Source organism: Ruminiclostridium cellobioparum DSM 1351 = ATCC 15832, assembly GCF_000621505.1.
Taxonomy (GTDB): domain Bacteria; phylum Bacillota; class Clostridia; order Acetivibrionales; family DSM-1351; genus Ruminiclostridium; species Ruminiclostridium cellobioparum.
This window is the reverse complement of record NZ_JHYD01000033.1, coordinates 44,111-62,195: the sequence shown is the minus strand read 5'-3', so window position 1 is coordinate 62,195 and position 18,085 is coordinate 44,111. Positions and strand designations below refer to the sequence as shown.

At 42.9% G+C, this 18,085-nt stretch carries 15 protein-coding genes; 5 read left to right on the top strand and 10 right to left on the bottom strand.

Annotated elements, in window-relative coordinates:
* Window positions 1-106: 106 nt before the first annotated feature.
* Together T344_RS0113540 and T344_RS0113535 are read right to left on the bottom strand one after the other, a co-directional pair.
* Window positions 107-1,891, bottom strand: coding sequence for an ABC transporter ATP-binding protein (locus T344_RS0113540; RefSeq protein WP_027629161.1), 1,785 nt, complete (start codon window positions 1,889-1,891; stop codon window positions 107-109).
* Window positions 1,891-3,636, bottom strand: coding sequence for an ABC transporter ATP-binding protein (locus T344_RS0113535; protein WP_027629160.1), 1,746 nt, complete (start codon window positions 3,634-3,636; stop codon window positions 1,891-1,893). The genes T344_RS0113540 and T344_RS0113535 overlap by 1 nt, the downstream gene beginning before the upstream one ends.
* A 479-nt stretch (window positions 3,637-4,115) precedes the next feature.
* On the opposite strand from T344_RS0113535, the gene T344_RS0113530 reads away from it, so the two are divergent.
* A complete protein-coding gene (locus T344_RS0113530) occupies window positions 4,116-4,961 on the top strand; it encodes an AraC family transcriptional regulator (protein WP_242842082.1) in 846 nt (281 codons plus the stop codon).
* Window positions 4,962-5,262: 301 nt separating this feature from the next.
* Here T344_RS0113530 and T344_RS0113525 read toward each other — a convergent pair whose 3' ends face one another.
* Entirely contained in the window at window positions 5,263-6,078 is an 816-nt protein-coding gene (locus tag T344_RS0113525) for a ZIP family metal transporter (RefSeq protein WP_027629158.1), read from the bottom strand.
* A 390-nt stretch (window positions 6,079-6,468) separates the two neighbouring features.
* On the opposite strand from T344_RS0113525, the gene T344_RS0113520 reads away from it, so the two are divergent.
* The gene (locus tag T344_RS0113520; protein WP_027629157.1) at window positions 6,469-7,443 is read left to right on the top strand and encodes a CAP domain-containing protein; all 975 of its coding nucleotides are present in this window, start codon (window positions 6,469-6,471) and stop codon (window positions 7,441-7,443) included.
* A 454-nt stretch (window positions 7,444-7,897) separates the two neighbouring features.
* On the opposite strand, the gene mscL is transcribed toward T344_RS0113520, so the two are convergent.
* The gene (gene mscL / locus T344_RS0113515; protein ID WP_027629156.1) at window positions 7,898-8,305 is read right to left on the bottom strand and encodes a large-conductance mechanosensitive channel protein MscL; all 408 of its coding nucleotides are present in this window, start codon (window positions 8,303-8,305) and stop codon (window positions 7,898-7,900) included.
* A 262-nt stretch (window positions 8,306-8,567) separates the two neighbouring features.
* Window positions 8,568-10,130 (bottom strand): hydroxylamine reductase, encoded by a 1,563-nt coding sequence (hcp, locus tag T344_RS0113505; RefSeq protein WP_027629155.1) that lies wholly within the window; start codon window positions 10,128-10,130, stop codon window positions 8,568-8,570.
* A 125-nt stretch (window positions 10,131-10,255) separates the two neighbouring features.
* On the opposite strand from hcp, the gene T344_RS0113500 reads away from it, so the two are divergent.
* The 3 genes from T344_RS0113500 to T344_RS0113490 all read left to right on the top strand — a co-directional run bounded on the left by T344_RS0113500 (window position 10,256) and on the right by T344_RS0113490 (window position 12,680).
* On the top strand, window positions 10,256-10,930 hold the full coding sequence (locus T344_RS0113500; protein WP_027629154.1) for a Crp/Fnr family transcriptional regulator: 675 nt from the start codon (window positions 10,256-10,258) through the stop codon (window positions 10,928-10,930).
* A gap of 71 nt (window positions 10,931-11,001) precedes the next feature.
* Complete coding sequence (locus T344_RS0113495; protein ID WP_027629153.1) at window positions 11,002-12,132, top strand: SPFH domain-containing protein; 1,131 nt, start codon at window positions 11,002-11,004, stop codon at window positions 12,130-12,132.
* 53 nt (window positions 12,133-12,185) lie between these two features.
* A complete protein-coding gene (locus T344_RS0113490; protein ID WP_027629152.1) occupies window positions 12,186-12,680 on the top strand; it encodes a TM2 domain-containing protein in 495 nt (164 codons plus the stop codon).
* 81 nt (window positions 12,681-12,761) lie between these two features.
* Here T344_RS0113490 and T344_RS0113485 read toward each other — a convergent pair whose 3' ends face one another.
* The 5 genes from T344_RS0113485 to T344_RS0113465 all read right to left on the bottom strand — a co-directional run bounded on the left by T344_RS0113485 (window position 12,762) and on the right by T344_RS0113465 (window position 18,082).
* On the bottom strand, window positions 12,762-13,685 hold the full coding sequence (locus T344_RS0113485) for a DUF1848 family protein (RefSeq protein WP_051571862.1): 924 nt from the start codon (window positions 13,683-13,685) through the stop codon (window positions 12,762-12,764).
* Between the two features lie 32 nt (window positions 13,686-13,717).
* Window positions 13,718-14,617 (bottom strand): AmmeMemoRadiSam system radical SAM enzyme, encoded by a 900-nt coding sequence (gene amrS, locus T344_RS0113480; RefSeq protein WP_027629150.1) that lies wholly within the window; start codon window positions 14,615-14,617, stop codon window positions 13,718-13,720.
* Window positions 14,614-16,011, bottom strand: a complete 1,398-nt coding sequence (gene amrA / locus T344_RS0113475) for an AmmeMemoRadiSam system protein A (RefSeq protein ID WP_027629149.1) — start codon at window positions 16,009-16,011, stop codon at window positions 14,614-14,616. The genes amrS and amrA overlap by 4 nt, the downstream gene beginning before the upstream one ends.
* Window positions 16,012-16,093: 82 nt before the next feature.
* On the bottom strand, window positions 16,094-16,666 hold the full coding sequence (locus tag T344_RS0113470) for a response regulator transcription factor (RefSeq protein WP_027629148.1): 573 nt from the start codon (window positions 16,664-16,666) through the stop codon (window positions 16,094-16,096).
* Between the two features lie 240 nt (window positions 16,667-16,906).
* Window positions 16,907-18,082 (bottom strand): iron-containing alcohol dehydrogenase, encoded by a 1,176-nt coding sequence (locus T344_RS0113465; protein ID WP_027629147.1) that lies wholly within the window; start codon window positions 18,080-18,082, stop codon window positions 16,907-16,909.
* Between the last annotated feature and the right edge of the window lie 3 nt (window positions 18,083-18,085).

Genomic DNA, 18,085 nt, shown 5'->3' with positions numbered 1-18,085 from the left:
TTATATCATAATTCAATATTCAATACATGTAAAGTACGCAGTCACAACCGGCGGTAAAATCCGCAGCCGCCTTGAAGCTTCCCGCGGGAAATCAATATTGTCCCTGCTACACGGCCTCAAGCACACTGAACTGTGAATTGTACAATTTGTAATAGTGCCCTTTTAAGGCCAGCAAATCCTCATGTGTTCCGCGTTCCACTATTGAGCCGCTGTCAATGTACATGATGCAATCGGCATTTTTTATTGTAGAAAGTCTGTGGGCAATTATAAAGGAAGTTCTGCCTTTCAGCAGTCTTTGCAGACCGTTTTGAAGGGCAAGCTCGGTTCTGGTGTCAATACTTGAGGTAGCCTCATCCAATATGAGAATTCTCGGGTCGGCAAGCAGCGCTCTGGCAAAGGATATCAGCTGCCGCTCTCCAATGGACAGCCTTGTTCCCCTCTCATTTATTTCAGTATCGTATCCTTCCTTCAGATTCATTATAAAATCATGGGCACACACTGTTTTCGCAGCCTGTATGGCCTCCTCGTCGGTGGCGTCCGGTCTGGCATATTTAATATTGCTCATTACCGTTCCCGAGAAAAGGAAGGTATCTTGAAGCATCACTCCCATTTGGCTTCTGAGAGAGCCCAGTGTGACATTCCTTATATTTATTCCGTCAATCAGCACCTCGCCCTCCTGAACATCATAAAATCTGCTGAGAAGGTTGATTACCGTACTCTTTCCTGCTCCGGTAGGCCCCACAAGTGCAATGGTACTGCCCTGCCCGACTTTAAAGTTTATATTATCCAGAATTTTGTTTCCGGCCTCCACGTCATAGGTAAAGCCCACATTCTTGAATTCCACCTGTCCTTTGACCTGGGGCATTTCAGCTGCTCCCGGGAGATTGGAAATGGCCGGCTCCTCGTCTATGGTCTCAAATATCCTCTCAAGGTAGGCCATGGCATTTATCATTGCGTTATAAAAATTCCCCATATTGGCAATGGGCTGCCAGAATCTCCATATGTAACTTATAAATGCTATCAGCACACCGACGGATACACCCTGTATCCATATTATTCCCGCAAAATAGAGCACTGCCACACCTGATGTCGAGATGGTATCAATAATGGGCCATAAAATAAAGTTGGATTTGGTAAATTTCATCCATGCCTTTCTATAGGCAATGCTCAGTTCACGGAAAATACTCTCGTTCTTTTTTTCACGGGCAAAGGACTGGGTAACCTTGACGCCGCAAATACTCTCATGGATATAGGCATTCAGGTTTGACTGCTTCATGCTTAAAGCCTGAGTATTCCTTCTCTGTATATTTTTGATAAACATTATGGTTATTATAAGGGGAGGCAGTCCCAGCAGGCTGACCAGTGTCAGCTTCACATTTATGAACAGCATGAAAACTACGATACACACCAGAGTGAACATATCGGTTATAAAGTTTATAAAACCGTTTGACAGCAGGTCACTCAGTGAATTGACATAGTTTAGTACCCTGACCAGTATTTTTCCATGAGGGCGGCTGTCATAATATGAAAATGGAAGCTCCTGAAGTTTGTAAAAAATATCTTCCCTGATCTTTTTTACAATATTGTTCCCTATGGTGGACATAAGTCTGACCCTGAATTTGAAGCATATTGCGTTTACAATGAGCGTGACGGCAAAAATGACCGACAAAATTATCAATCCGCTAATATCCTTGTCAGGAATCCTGTTGTCTATTGCATCCTGCACAAGCACCGGGCCCAGCAGATTTGCAACGCTGGCTATAAGCATCAGAATTACTGTGACAACTATGGTGAGCTTGTAGGGCTTCATATATCTGAGAAGCCTTATTAAGTCTTTCATTCTGAAAACCGATACCAGTTCTTCATCCACATCGTACTTGTTTCTGGCCATTACCCCACCTCCTTGACCGCTGCGGCGTCAAAATCGCCGAACTGGGTAAGATATACGTTATAATAGTAACCCTTCTGTTTCAAAAGCTCTTCATGGGTACCCTGTTCAATAATTGTTCCCCCGTTAAGAACTATTATCTTATCGGCATTTTTGACAGATGCTATTCTGTGAGCAATTATAAATGTTGTTTTATTATTATAGAAAGACCTTAGTGTCTTGTGTATCTCAAATTCGGTTTCCATATCCACGCTGGAGGTGGTATCATCCAGGATCAGTATTGAAGGATCCTTCAGAATAGCTCTTGCAAGTGCTATTCTCTGCCTCTGTCCGCCCGACAGGCCCACTCCCCTCTCCCCGATAATGGTATCGTAACCTTCGGGCAGGTTTGATATGAACTTATGGGCATCTGCTATTCCCGCAGCCCACTTTACAGATTCATAGGGAGCATCCGGCACACCATAGGCTATATTGCCCTCGATGGTATCTGAGAAAAGGAACACATCCTGCATCGCAACCGATATTTTTGCACGAAGGTTTCTCAGCTCCATATCTCTGACATTTATATTGTCTATCAGTACTTCACCCTCACTGCAGTCATAGAACCTGCATATGAGATTTACAAGTGTGGATTTGCCTGAACCGGTAGGCCCTATTATAGCTATTGTCTGTCCGGGACTGGCCTTCAGGCTGACATTTTTCAGCACCTCTTCCCCCTCGTAGCCAAAGCTCACATTTTTAAATTCAACCACACCTTTGATTTCTTCTTCGGCAGGCTGTTCCGTATTGCTTATTGATGTCTCGGTCTCGAAGAATTCTCTGATTTTATCTGCCGAGGCGTTAAAACGCTGTATGTCGTTTATGAGCCAGCCGCACTGTCTCATAGGATTGCCCAGGGCCCATATTATGGAATTGAAGGTTACCAGCTCTCCGATGGATATCTGGTCGTTGATTACCAGAATACCCCCGATTATAATGATGGTAAGTGAAAGAGCTCCGGCCAGCGCATCTATTATGGGGAGGTATTTTGACCAAACATTGGCCGAATCCATGTTTTTCTGCCTGTATGCCTCATTTTCCCTGTCAAACTTGTCAATTTCAATCTTTTCTGTGGCAAAGGCCTTTATGACCCTGTTTCCGCTGATGTTCTCCTGCACTACGGAGTTCAGCCTTGAAAACTGCTGTCTGACAGCTGAAAAAGTCGGTCTTACCTCATTGGCAAGTTTTATGGCCGCCCAGCCGAGAAAGGGTATGACCAGAAGCAGCACAAGTGTAAACTGCCAATTGATTGTGAATAACAGTATCACCGCAAAAATGAAAATTACGGCATTTTCAAAGACCATGTAAATAACCCAGGCTACAAAATGGCGGACTGTGTCCATATCGCCGGTCATTTTTGCCATGATGTCACCGGTTCTTGTTGTATCGAAAAACTTGAAATCCAGCGCCTGAAGCTTCCTGTACATATCCTCCCTGATGGTCATGTATGCTCCCTGGGAGACCTTCTCAAAGTTAATCTGGTATGTAAATCTTATTATTGCCTTTGCTGCCGTGGCTCCTATCATTAATGCCGCCAGTGCAAAAAGTATTTCCCTGTGTCCCTGCTTGATAACCCTGTCAACAATAATACCCGACACATATGGAGATACCATGCTTAGTGCCGAAGCAGCAAGGACCATGATAAGGCTTATGCAAATCCGGAGTTTATATTTCTTTATGTAGCTCCATACCCATTTTACATTTTCCATAAATAAGTAATTCCTTCCATTTTAATTCACAAATTTAATTCACAAATTAATTTACAAATTCAATTGAGGTTAAAGCCGTCACCTTCAGGCGGATCAAGCTCTCAAGCCGCTTTTACAACGCTTTTACCACACTTTTGCCGTAGTTTTTATTTGAGTCCATAGTTATTGACCTTAGTACTATTATAAAGAGTAAACCCTCTTATAAAATGGATATTCTTTACCTGGTGATGGATATTTTTATCCTATGTGCCGAATAACATTATTAATGAATATGATTGGAATCGGGGTAAGTTTGTGATAACATATAAATTAATACTGTATACATATTATTGTAAATATATATGCAAATTGTTCTGTAAAAATAGGCATACAAAGCCTTAAATGCTGTAAATATGTATTATACTATGTTTTTATTTTGGTTTTAACTTTGTTTTTAATTTGCTTTTAAAATGACTGCAATGGAGTGATTTCTTTTGTGTATGCCCGAAGTAAGAGCTGAATGCTTTAATCCCACCTTACTGTACGCATTTATTAATGTAGCCGACTGTGAAAAACCCATGAGTTATCACGTTCATGACTTCACGGAGGTTAAAATCATATTGGCCGGCAATTTCACATATGTTATTGACGATGTCAGATATGAGGTGACAAAGGGTAATATCGTAATAGTCAAACCTGGTTTAAAACACCTTAAGATCATACCCGAAGGTGTTCAGGTGGAAGAATTCAATTACGCCCTGGGCGATTTTCAGATAAAAAATCTGCCGCCGAATTATCTGATTGAACCCGACGCCGGGATAATTTATTCCATGCCGCTGTTTCAGCCGGATATTTTAAAATGCGTCAACGAAACCTTATCCGAACAGGAAAAGAATGAGCCTTACTGTGATCTGATGATTAAGGCGAGTATTCTTAAACTCACCTCTCTGCTGTACAGGGGAATGAATGCAAACAAGGATAAGTCCGAAAAAGCCAGACTTAATTTTGCAAATTCAGAAAAAACCAATGTGGTAAATACAATACTGGAATATCTGAGCCAGAATTATATGAAGCCCATTTCCTTATACAGGCTCGCCCATAACATGTACCTGAGTCCTGTATACATATCCAAGATATTCAAGGAAGAGACCGGGGAATCGCCTATCAATCATCTGATACGTATCCGCCTGACCAAGGCCAATGAGCTTTTGAATGCAGGCAATATTCCCATCAAAACGGTTGCAAGAAATGTAGGCTACGAGGATGCATATTACTTCAGCAAGCTGTATAAAAAATACTATGGCATCCCGCCTTCAGTAGAAAAGCGCACCAGCGTAATCAGTTAAGTTAACGCGTTGTGCGATTGCTTTAAATTTTGCTTTACCTTTTTAATTTTTATATCAACTGGTACTTTCCGTACTAACTTCATAAAATAAGGCGCACCCAAAACAATTGCGGTAAATTGTTTTTAACTGTGCATCTTATTTCATGAAGTTATACTCACGTACCAGTTGCTTTTGATTAAATCTATCTGTAAAGCAAATACAAAATTTCAATTAGCACAACAGGTTAATTGAAATATAATTTAACCCGCAGTGCCAGTTAAATTGTCGCTCAGCTTTCCAGCAGCACGTGACACACTCTTTTTTATCCCAGGGCCACATCCAATATCATCATAATTGCAAATCCTAATATACAGCCTATGGTAGCCAGGTGAGTACTTTCATGGGAGCCGCTCTGCGCCTCCGGAATGAGCTCCTCCACCACAACGAATATCATTGCGCCGGCGGCAAAGGCCAGTGCATATGGCAGAACAGGCTTTACGAACATAACCAGGGCCGCTCCCAGCACACCTGCAATGGGCTCAACTATACCGGAAGCCTGTCCGTAGAAAAAGCTCCTTCTGCGCGATAATCCTTCCCTCCTGAGCGGAATTGAAACTGCCGCCCCCTCCGGGAAGTTCTGCAAACCAATACCGATTGCAATTGCCAGAGCAGACATCAGCGTTCCGTCGGTTATTCCGCCTGCAACTGCTCCAAAAGCCACACCTACGGCAAGTCCCTCCGGTATGTTGTGCAGCGTTATTGAAAAAACCAATAAAATACTGCGCTTCAGCTTGGTAGAAATCCCTTCTGCCTCCCCATCCTTGGAGTTAAGGTGCATATGCGGGATTAATTTGTCTGCCAGATATAAAAAGCCTGCACCACCTAAGAAACCTATCGTGGCCACCAGCCAGGCAGGTATGGGTGCATCTCCGGCCATTTCAATAGCCGGTGCCAGGAGTGACCAGAAGCTTGCGGCAATCATAATTCCAGCAGCAAAACCCAGCATGGTGTTTAAAACACGTCTGTTTATCTCCTTAAAAAAGAATACCATTGCCGCTCCGAGTGCAGTCATTGCCCAGGTCATCAGAGTTGCCAGCAGGGCTTGAAATATGTGATTCTGATTGCTTATCCATTCCAACACTTTGTTTTACCGCCTTTCCTCCGGATTCTGTTTCATTTATTCCCCCATTTTACCATAGGTAAACAGTAAATAATAATATATTTTTAGTCCAAATAAACAAATTTCAATTATTTTTATCGTTAATTTTATGTCAACTTAACCAAGGGCTATCCCTGCCGCCTCAAGGTTTTACTCCTTTTTTCCAAAACCTTGTAAGCTTACACTTAAGCGGGTTACCATAAATTGGGGGGTTGTTTCTCACAGAAAGCAGTGTTAACATAATGTCCATACCCCGGTAGCTGATAAATATTTACGCTGAACGAAGCATTGAACAGAAGCATCGTCACAAACGCTGATTATGGGCATGAAGAAGCACGTAAAATTTAGTCGAAACTAATGGAGGTAAACATGAATAATAAAAAAACAACAGTTATATCAAGTATCGCAGCATGTGCTGTACTCGTATCATTCTTTGCATTCAGCAGCAATGCAAATGTGTCAGGAAACAAAGCTGCCGCTGATAACAGCAGGCCGGCCGAAGCTGCCGCTTTAAACAGCGAAGCCGTCAAGGAGCAAACTCCTGTATCGGCAGCAGTCGATACCGCATTTAAAACCTTGGAAGGAAATGTGGCTGCCGGTAATAATCAGCCTCAGAATACAGTCCTGAATACCGGCGATAAATCCGGTGAACCAAAGGTATTGAATGTAAGTACTTCAGTAAAAAACACTCAAAATTGCCCAAAGACAAATTCAGCTAAAAGCTCAAATAATCAGCAAAATAGCGTAACTTCCGTAAAATCAAAATTGGAAGAAATAATCAAATCATATACCGGTTCTTTATCAGCTAAATTAACAAATAATTCAAACTGCAGCAAAACAACTACGGCAAAGCCGGCTTCCAGCAAGCCTTCCACAACAAAGCCTGCTTCAAAACCAACTACCGGCACAACAAAACCGACAGGAACAACCAAACCGGCACCAAGCACCACCAACGGGGATTACAGTGCATTTCAAAAGAAAGTAGTTGACCTGGTTAATGCAGAAAGATCCAAAGCAGGACTCAAGCCATTAAAGATGAATACCGAGCTGAGCAAGGTAGCTACCCTTAAATCACAGGATATGGCAAAGAATAATTACTTCGACCATAATTCACCAACCTATGGCTCACCTTTTGATATGATGAAAAAGTACGGAATCAGCTACAGAACTGCCGGCGAGAATATCGCAATGGGACAGACATCACCTGAACAGGTTATGCAGGGCTGGATGAATTCACCCGGACACAGAGCAAACATCCTTAACTCATCCTTTACCCAAATCGGTGTAGGTATAGCCAAGAATTCCAGCGGAAGATTATACTGGACACAACAGTTTATAGGATAATCAAGATTTTAAATCAGAATAATCAGTTTTATATCAGCGTAATGCAGGCCGGAGCCAATCCGGTCTGCTTTTTCTTTTACAGTAAATTAACCCGTTGTGCTATTTGAAATTTTGTTTTGCCTTACAATTATTTGAAATCAACTGGTACGAGAGGACAACTTCATAAAATAAGATGCACGGTAAAAACAATTGCTATAAATTGTCGACAAAATTAAAGTGGTTTTGCCGTCAAAGCAGCAGGACGCTGCTTTGAGCTTCAAACCGAGACAGGATGTCGAGTTTGAACGACGGCAAAACCGCTTTAAATGAGTCGATACAATTTTTGTAATTGTTTTGGGTGCACCCTTATTTTATGAAGTTAGTGCGGAAGTTACCAGTTGATATAAAAAAGTTACTTAGTTAAAGCAAAATTTAAATTAATCAGCACAATGCATTAATTTATATCGTCCTGTTTTTATTTTCGGTTCTCTTTCAACAAATCCCTGATTTCAGTCAGCAGCTGAACTTCGGGAGATGGCACCGGAGGCTTCTCCTCCTCCTTCTTTTTTCTCCGCAATACATTGATCATTTTGACCATGGAGAACACAACAAATGAAATTATGATAAAATTAATGATTTGCTGTATGAAGGCACCATAATATATTGCAACTTCAGGCTTGTCACCCGAAGCCGGAGCAAGTGTCCACCTGAAATCGGCGAAATTGATCCTTCCGATCAGAAAGCCTATTCCCGGCATGATCACCTGGTTTACCAGCGAAGTGACAATGGCTGTGAATGCCGAACCGATTATGATACCGACAGCCAGGTCAACAACACTGCCCCTGGATATGAATTCTTTGAATTCCGATAGAAAATTTCTCACGTTCCACTTCCTCTTATTAATATTTTCCTTAGTATTTCCCTTTTATCTTAATATTTCTCTTAGTATTTCTCAATAAGAGTATATCCATATATTTAAAATATGTCCAGTGGTCCAACACCAGCTTTTTATACATGCAAAAGCAGCTCCTTACAGGTACCCTGCTGTAAGAAGCTGCTTTGCATGAAATGGACAAGACTTCAATTTTTATAGGTTTGTTTTATAGTAAATATTTCTTGAGGGCTTTATAATTTACAGCTTCACATCAGCCGAGAATCTTTTTCAAATCAGCATCCGGAGTTGAAACAGGGCTGATGTTGAAGTTCTCAACCAGTATATTAAGAACATTTGGAGATATAAACGCCGGCAGTGTAGGCCCAAGATAAATGTTCTTGATTCCAAGGGAGAGCAGGGTCAGAAGGATACATACCGCCTTCTGTTCATACCATGAAAGCACAAGGGACAACGGCAGCTCATTTATATCACATTCAAAAGCTCCTGCAAGTGCGGAAGCAACCTGGATCGCACTGTAGGCATCATTGCACTGGCCCATGTCCATTATTCTTGGGAGACCGCCGATCTCGCCGATATCAAGATCGTTGAAACGGAACTTTCCACAGGCAAGGGTCAGTATAACAGTGTCTTTCGGAGTCTTCTGAACAAACTCGGTATAGTAGTTTCTGCCAACCTTGGCTCCGTCACAGCCGCCCACAAGGAAGAAGTGCTTGATTGCTCCGGCCTTGACCGCATCGATAACCTTATCGGCAACCGAAAGGACAGTTCCTCTTGCAAAACCTGTTGTAACAGTATCTCCGCCGTTAATACCGGTCATTCTCCTGTCTTCCTTATAACCGCCCAATTCCAGAGCTTTATTTATAACAGGCGTGAAATCCTTGTCATCATCAATATGAACCATTTCGGGATATGCGACAACCTCGGTTGTGAATACTCTGTCATGATAGCTTGGCTTTGTGGGCATCAGGCAGTTTGTTGTGAATAAAACGGCACCGGGTAAATTGTCAAATTCCTTCTGCTGGTTCTGCCATGCAGTTCCGAAATTACCCTTGAGATGCGGATAGGCCTTAAGCTTTGGATATGCATGTGCAGGAAGCATTTCGCCATGAGTATAGATATTTATGCCCTTATCCTTTGTCTGTTCAAGCAATTGGTACAGATCATAGAGATCGTGACCTGAAATTACTATGAAAGGTCCTTTTTCGATTGTCAAAGGTACTTTGGTCGGAACAGGAGTACCGTAAGTTTCAGTGTTTGCCTGGTCAAGCATGGCCATACAGGCGAGATTTACCTTACCGGTTTCCAATACTATGGGAAGAAGGGCATCTGCATTGAGATCCTCTCCGATTGCTTTCAGTGCCTTATAGAAGAAATCGTTTACTTCATCATTGTTATAGCCCAGAACCAATGCATGGTAGGCATATGCCGCCATTCCACGGATTCCGAAGAGTATCAGTGACTTCAAGGAACGGATATCTTCGTTATCATTCCAGAGCTTCTGCATATCGTAGTTTGCTGCAAATGCAGAACCAAGCTGTGCTTTTTCCTTTTCAATATTCGCAATCTGTCTCTTGATTGATGCGTTATCAAAGCTTACATTTGTAATGGTGGTGAACAAACCTTCGATAACAACCTTATGAGTCTGTGCTGTGGGCCGGCCCTTTTCAGCCGCTTTTGCAAGTCCTATCAGCGCACCTGTAAGTTCATCCTGAAAATTTGATGTATCGGCTTTCTTGCCGCACACTCCTGCAGCTCCGGTACATCCCTTTCCACCTGCAGTTTGCTCACATTGAAAACAAAACATTTCTGACATAAAAAATTGCCTCCTTATATTTAGGTTATTTTTAATTCTGTTAAGATTTGTGATTGACTTTATGTGCTTATTGTACTAGACTTATGACATTAAATCGGTTGCATTTGCAACCAGGAGAAAAATTTATGAAGGATTATTTTGAATTGCTTAAAACCGTCGCCATATTTGAAAATATAGATGAAAGCCAATATGACAGCCTGCTTGGCTGCCTTGGAGCCAGAACACAGGAATACAACAAAAATGATATAATTTTTCTTGCTGAAAGCCGGGTATCTTCGGTGGGCATAATCCTATCGGGGTCTGCCCAGATAGTCAAAGAGGATGTTATGGGCAACAGGACCATTATGTCCGAGCTGTCGGAAGGGGATATATTCGGAGAAGCCTTCGCCTGCGCCAATTTGAGCAGGATACCCGTCACCGTTTTGACTACCACCGGCTGCAATGTGCTTTTCATACGCTTCAGCAGAATAGTGACCACCTGCAGCTCAGCCTGCAGCTTTCATTCAACTTTGATTAAAAATATGCTTCAGCTGATTGCCCGGAAAAACATACTTTTAAACAACAGAATGGATATTCTTTCACAGAGGACAACCCGTGAAAAGCTTATAGCCTATTTTACCATGCAAATGCAAAAGCACGGTTCAAATAAATTCAGAATCCCGTTTTCCCGCGATGAACTGGCGGATTTCCTCTGTGTCAACCGGAGTGCCCTATCCAGGGAATTGAGCAGCATGAGGGATGAGAATATGCTGAACTATAATAAGAATGAATTTGAAATCAATAAAAACAGCTTTAATTAATGTGTTTGTAATTGTTTTCAGCTCAGTGATATGATATAATTTTTAGCAAAATAAGGTTTGAGGTGCATATTATGGCTATAATCGACAGGGTGAAATTTGACGGCCTTAGAACTAGGGATTGGATTGTCTACAAATATCCCTCCGAAGAGCTTGTTTACGGAACACAGCTCATTGTCGGCGAGGGTCAGGCAGCAATATTTGTAAAAGGCGGAACGGTATGCGATGTATTTAATGCCGGTACATATACTCTGGATGCAAAAAATCTTCCCATACTGAAATCCATTGTCAATTTGCCTTTTGGCGGAAAAACACCTTTTTCTGCTGAAATATTCTTCCTGAACATTGCTACCAAGCTGGACATTTACTGGGGAACCTCCGATCCGGTGCAGGTCATAGACCCTAAATATTTCACCAAGCTGAGAGTCAGAGCCTTCGGCCAGATGGGGCTCAAGGTGGACAATTACCTTAAATTCTTTACCGAGCTTATAGGTATAATAGGCCCTGCCGAAATTGTCAAGTTTGATGCAATAATGGACTATTTCAAAGGTATTCTGGTACAGAAAATAAAAACCATTATTGCCAACATAATTATTAATGAAAAAATTTCAGCATTGGAAATCACCGCCAAACTGGATTCCATTTCCACCATGGCAAAGGATAAGATTTCTTCCGAATTTAAAAAATACGGCTTAGCACCGGTAAACTTTTTTATAAAGTCCATAAATTTTCCCGATGAAGATTTTGAAGAAATAAACGAAATCCTTAAAAACCGTGCAGAATTTGAAATCATGGGAGATAACCGCTATGTGACAAAGCGTTCCTTTGATGTGTACGACAACGCCGCCTCCAACGACTCGGGAATAGCAGGAGCCTTTGTCAGCGGCAATGTAGGAGCCGGGGTAGGTTCATCCCTGTTTGGCGAGATGGCTTCGTCGGTAAACACCAGAGCGGTTATTGATAATGCGGTTATAAAGTGTCCTGCCTGCAGTTTTGACAATCCTGCAAATTCAAGGTTTTGCTGTGAGTGCGGCAGCCCTGTGGAAACTCCTAAAAAGCAGTGTCCAACCTGTGGAAAGACAGTCCCGGCCAACTCGAAATTCTGTCCTGAATGCGGAGCTTCAATAGGTACTAAAACCTGCTCCTGCGGAGCAGCTGTACCCGACGGCTCGAAATTTTGTCCTGAATGTGGAAAAAAGGTATGATTTCTTCTATAATATAGGTAGTAATCCTAAAATATAATAAAGGGGTTTTATATATGTCAGATAACATTTGTCCTCAATGCGGTGCTCCCAACGCACCTGACACAAGAGAGTGCAAGTACTGCGGAGAAGTCTTTATTGCTAATGCATCAGCTGCACAGCCAAAGGTCCAGACGCCGGCGGGCGGGCAGCAGCCTAACTATCAACAGTCCAATTTCCAGCAGTCCAACCCTCAGCAGCAATATCATCCGCCGGTACATCCAAACCAGACGGCACAGGCACAGCAGGCTTACCACTACCAGCAAATGGTTAATGAAGGCATCAGTCCCGCCTGGCCTATCAAGAGTAAAATAGCCGCCGGACTTTTGGGAATTTTTCTTGGGGGAATTGGCATCCACAAATTTTACATGGGTAAGGTCGGAATGGGCATATTGTACTTGTTGTTCTGCTGGACCGGTATTCCCGCCCTGGTAGGGTTTATTGAAGGAATAATATATCTTGCCTCCAACGAACATAATTTCTGTATCAAACATAGAGTCAGAGTAAGATAATCTTAATAAAACGTTATAAATTTCTATTCTAAAAAACACTTACCATAAAAAGTAAGTGTTTTTTGTAGTGCCAAACCAATATCAACTGCCGTCCATAACATAGCAATATTTGCAGCCATGGAAGCATTTCATCCCGCCGGCGGTTTTCGAATAAATCCCTATATCCCTGCTGGCGGAACAGCCGCAGGCTTCTCTCTGTCCACTGTCCTTCGCTTTTTTTACCCTTCCTCCAAAAAGCCTTTCCAACAGTTCCCCGTCAATGCACTGCCCCCGGTCCATACCTTCAATTTTCTCCAAAACCGTACTGGCGCAGGAGTATAATTTTAAACCGTAATTTCCGGAGATCTCAGCCAGCCTTGTAAAAAAATCCATCTGCATATCGTTGTCCAGGTGTCTTATATCCAGACCGCACTGCTTTATCCTGTTCTTTAAATGGTTGTACATGGCCAGATATGAAGTGGTAATCCGGCATCTCTGCATACCCAGAGAACACAAATCCCTGCACAGCCGTTCAAAGGCTATGAGTCTTGCCTTCTCAGGCATATGGGGTGTCGGACTTATCTCACCCCTTGTTGAAATGATTACGGGGTCAAACCGTATGTTGAACTGCTCGGGTAAATATCTTCCCAGCAGGCCCTCCAGTATTTTCAGAGTTTCGGCATATTTGGGGACATTGGGTTCAAGGAGCCCGGAGTAGTTATTTATTGTGTATTGGAAATACAGGTTATATTCGGTCAGGTGCCCCGGAGCATCTAAAACCCTGCTGAAATTCTTGCTCCACAGTACTATGGAATGGACTCCTTCAGGCGTCAGATCCACTTCATACCGTTTATCCGGGAACCTTGGATTAGGCACTTGAACCCTGCCCGCCGCAAGTACCTCCTGCAGCCAGTCATAGTGAAAGGCAGGCACATCGGTTCTCCTCGACGCCGAGATTATTGTTTTAAGCTTGCCGCTTGAAACCTTTTCAACACTGTTATCCAAAAGACTCAGCTGTTCTGCCATGTCACACTCCCCAAAATAGTCACCCAAAATAATCATTGGTTCATAATATATGACCTTTCTTCCTCACTGACATTGCCCACGTACACATTGGTGAGTTTTTTCCTTAACTGCTGATACGCCTTTTTTAAATCTTCAATGCCGGTTGCAGGTTTTTTCATTCTGTACCTTGGGAAAAAACGTGATACATGGAGTACAATATCCCTGTCTACTGAAGCAAGGAAATCGCCCAGCCTGTCCAGGGTTTCATGGCTGTTGTTTTCTCCGGGAATAAGGAGTGTGGTTACTTCAATATGACAGCCCTCTCCGTTTGCAACCCTGATGGTATTCATAACCGGTTCCAGTTTGCCCAGACAAATGCTTTTATAAAATTCCCCGTCACCCTTTAAATCAATATTCATGGCATCAACATAGGGAAGCAGCTTTTTCAGCGGTTCCTCATTTATATATCCGTTTGTGACCAGCACTATTTTATGTTCCCCGTCCCTTCTCTTTATCTCACCTGCAACATCATAAACATATTCGTACCAGATTGACGGTTCATTGTAGGTAAAAGCCAGACCTATGCTGTCGGTATTCCGAAGGCTTATATCTGCCATTTCCCCGGCCGGCACATACCGGCTTTCGGCCCTGTGCTGGGAAATAGAATAATTCTGGCAGAAACTGCATTTGAAATTGCAGCCGAAGCTCCCCACGGATAATATGTTATCCCGGGGGTGGAAATGGTACAGGGGTTTCTTTATTATGGGGTCCAGTGAAATTGAGGTTATTTCTCCGTAATTCAATGTAAACAGCTTCAGTTCATCCCCGGATTGGCCGCACTGCCTCACTCCGCAGAACCCGACGTTCCCCTTTGCTATAAGGCAGTAGTGCGGGCAAAGCACACATCTGATCTTCCCTTCCTCGGGATGAAAAAACATAGCCTCTTTTTTCAAGCTTCCACCTCTTTAAATCTCTCGACTTTAAACCTCTCGATTTCATAGGATTGGTTTTTTCCGATTCCTGCCTTCTGCAGGGCAATGGAAACCTGTTCTTCACTGGAATCAATGCCTTCCAGCATGGGCAGCAGCAATCCCCTCTTTTTGCCGCTGGTGACAATGACTCCATAGCTTTTGGGGTCCAAGTCCTCAAAACTGCATTTTTCGGCCGGATACAGCAGGTCAACCGAAATATCCAGCTGGTACAGTTCCTCCTCCCTCAGGGGTGAGAATCTGGGATCATTAAAGGCAGCTGATATGGAATTATTAAGGATTTCCTCTCCCACTGAACAGGTGACGGCTTCTATGGTTCCTATGCAGCCCCTTAACTCACCTGCCAGCTTCAGGGATACAAATACACCTTTTCTATCGTTTAATAATTCTTTATCTTTAATACCCTTTACCGTCAGAGACTTTCCTGTCCTGAAAAAGTTTTCAATATTACGCCTGGCAAGCCTGGTATAGGCAGGGCCTTCCTCAAGCCTTTTCACATGGCTCTCCCGGCCCAGGTTTTTTATGTCGTCAAAAATTGATCTGCCCTCGGATACCTTGAAGCGTGCAACACCGTAACCTACGCCAAACGGACCTTCATAACTCAGAATTTCGGCTTTGGCATCTTTTCCGTCAAGGGTTCCCGCCAGAATATAAAGTGACCGCAGGCCACATTCTCCGGCTTCGGTGATCATAGTTCCATCAAGGTTGAACAGGCCTTTGAAATCCCCCTGCTCAAGCAGTTCCAGCAGGCGGGAATCAAATTTTGCACCGTACGGACTGTACGGATAGGGACCATCCTTTGCAAGCCTGTGGGAAAGATCCCCCGAGGCAATAACTGCCGCCCTGGTACCGGTCTTTTGACAGGCCTTCTCTATAGCCATACCAAAAGAATAGAGCTCAATGGGAGAGAGCATTCCATATGTGATGTGGACAAGTTCAATTTTATCCAGGCTTTTAACAAAGCTCAAAGGAACAGCTGCCCCATGGTCCAGCTCCAGGGATACACCATAGGATTTTGCATTTTCCCTGTTAAGGGCTGCGACGGCAATTTGGGCCTTTTCCGCTTCCCTTATTATTTCATGCGTAAGTGTCAAATCAACTTTAATGTTAAAGCTGACCTGTTTGGCTCCAAATTTACCGAAATCGCCTTTAAGGTTTTCAATCCCGGTCAGAGCTACTGCATCCCGGAAAACAGTTCCATGGGGTGTAATGACTATTATTGTATGGATACCTGATCTGTCTATTTCAAGGCCTATCGAATTACAACCGTCTATGGTTTTCTGTATCTGTTTTTCCTGGCCTCTGCCCACCCGGGGAATTATCAGAGGCGGATGGGGCATCAAATAATAACCTTCCATAACCTGCTCCTAAAATATTATTTATCTTATTTTACTCAAAACGTTTTAATTATATAAGATAATTATAATACATAAACAGCCTTCATCCCATCAGCTTTATCAATTCTTTCGTATTTTTAAGCCCAAGCTTTTTCAAAATGCTGGTTTTCTGATTGGATATGGTCTTGTTGCTGGATTTGATCCCTATATTTTTTCCGATTATCATATCAAATATATTTTTTTCGGCGTTGGATAGATCCTCCAGGATCAGCTTTCTGATTAAAAGCTGATGGGGAGTCGTTCCATTTGCAACGTACCTCACTGTGTTGCACAGGATGGAAAACTGGCTTTTAAGCAAGCAATCCGCGGCGAAGGCTCTTTTTGCCGCATACTCCACAATTCCCTCCGATTCGAGAGAAGTGAGGATTATTACCTTGGCCCCTGTCTTTATTCTGATTTCCCTGGAAATCTCCACTCCTTCAAATTCGGATAATGAAAGGTTCAGGTCCATAATGACTACATGGGGCATATACACGTTAGCCAGTTTTATGGCGTCAGCGTAATTTGAAGCAATCCCGATGCAATTGAAATCAGGTTCCTTTGACAGCTGCTGTTTGATTAAAAATGCAAAATCAGGGTCATACTCTACAATCAGGATTTTAATAATATCACTCATTTAACCGGCCCTCCTTTTTCTTCTGCCTTTTAAGGGATATTCCCTTTTTATGGTTTAATGAATATTTTACCATAAATACCATAAGGTTCAATAATATAAAAGTAATATTTTCCTATATTTTTAGAGTATGGAGCACAATTTGCCGACCGGCATAAAAACAGCCCGGAATTCAGGGCAAATGCCGCCGCTCCGGGCTGTGGTCCGTGTTCTCGCTGTTTCGCCGAACTACGGTTATAGCTGCTACAGTGCTAATTTATAGATCTCATAAATGTCATCGGCCCTGAGCTTCTGGAAGTTCCCTACGTGGGTACGTCCAACCATGCATTTATCTGCCATTTCACGTATTCTTTCGCTTCCTATGTTCACATCGGACAATCTTATGGGCAGACCCATCCTGACATACCAGGCCTCAAGTCTCTCTATCATTTCAAATACAATCTTTTCCTTATCATCAAAGCTGAAGTCCACATTGAAAACTCTCATTGCAAATTGTATGAATTTGTCCACATTCTGCTTGTATACATACTTCATCCATGCAGGGAACACTATGGACAAACCCGCACCGTGGGCTATATCGTATGCTCCGCTGATTTCATGCTCTATGTCATGGCTGCCCCAATCACCTATCCTTCCGGTATTCAGGAGGTTGTTATGAGCTACTGCACCCGCCCACATTATCTCGGCCCTGACATTATAGTCATTGGGGTTTTTCAAAGCCAGAGGTGCATTGTTAAGTATGGTTCTCATATTTGCTTCAATGAGCCTGTCTGTGAAATCCACATTTGGTTCCTGTGTAAAATACCTCTCCATGAGGTGGGCAAAAATATCACTTGCACCGCAGGCTGTCTGGTATGCGGGAAGCGTATAGCTGGATTCCGGGTTTAATACCGCAAATTTCGGTATTACCACCTCGGTATTTATTGCACGTTTCAGCCAGCCTTCCTCGTTTGTGATAACTGAAGCTGTGGAGGATTCGGAGCCTGCCGCGGGTATTGTTAAAACAACTCCTACCGGAAGAGCTTCTGTCAGTCCTGCCAGTTTTGAATTGTCCATATATAATTCCCATACATCACCGCTGTATCTGACCCCTGCCGCTATGGCCTTGGCTGAATCGATAACGCTGCCTCCGCCCACCGCCAGCACAAAATCCAGATTATTTTCCTTGCAGAGCTCAATTCCCTCACGGACAAGGCTTAATCTGGGATTCGGAACAACTCCCGACAGTTCCACAAAGAATAAACCCTCTTCCTTAAGTGACTTTACAACTTTATCATACACACCATTGGCTTTGATGGAGCCTCCGCCATAGTGCAGCAATACTCTTTTACCGTATTTGGCAATCTGCTTTCCGGCCTGGAATTCGGTATCCTTTCCGAATATTATTCTGGCAGGATTATAGAATTCAAAATTAATCATACT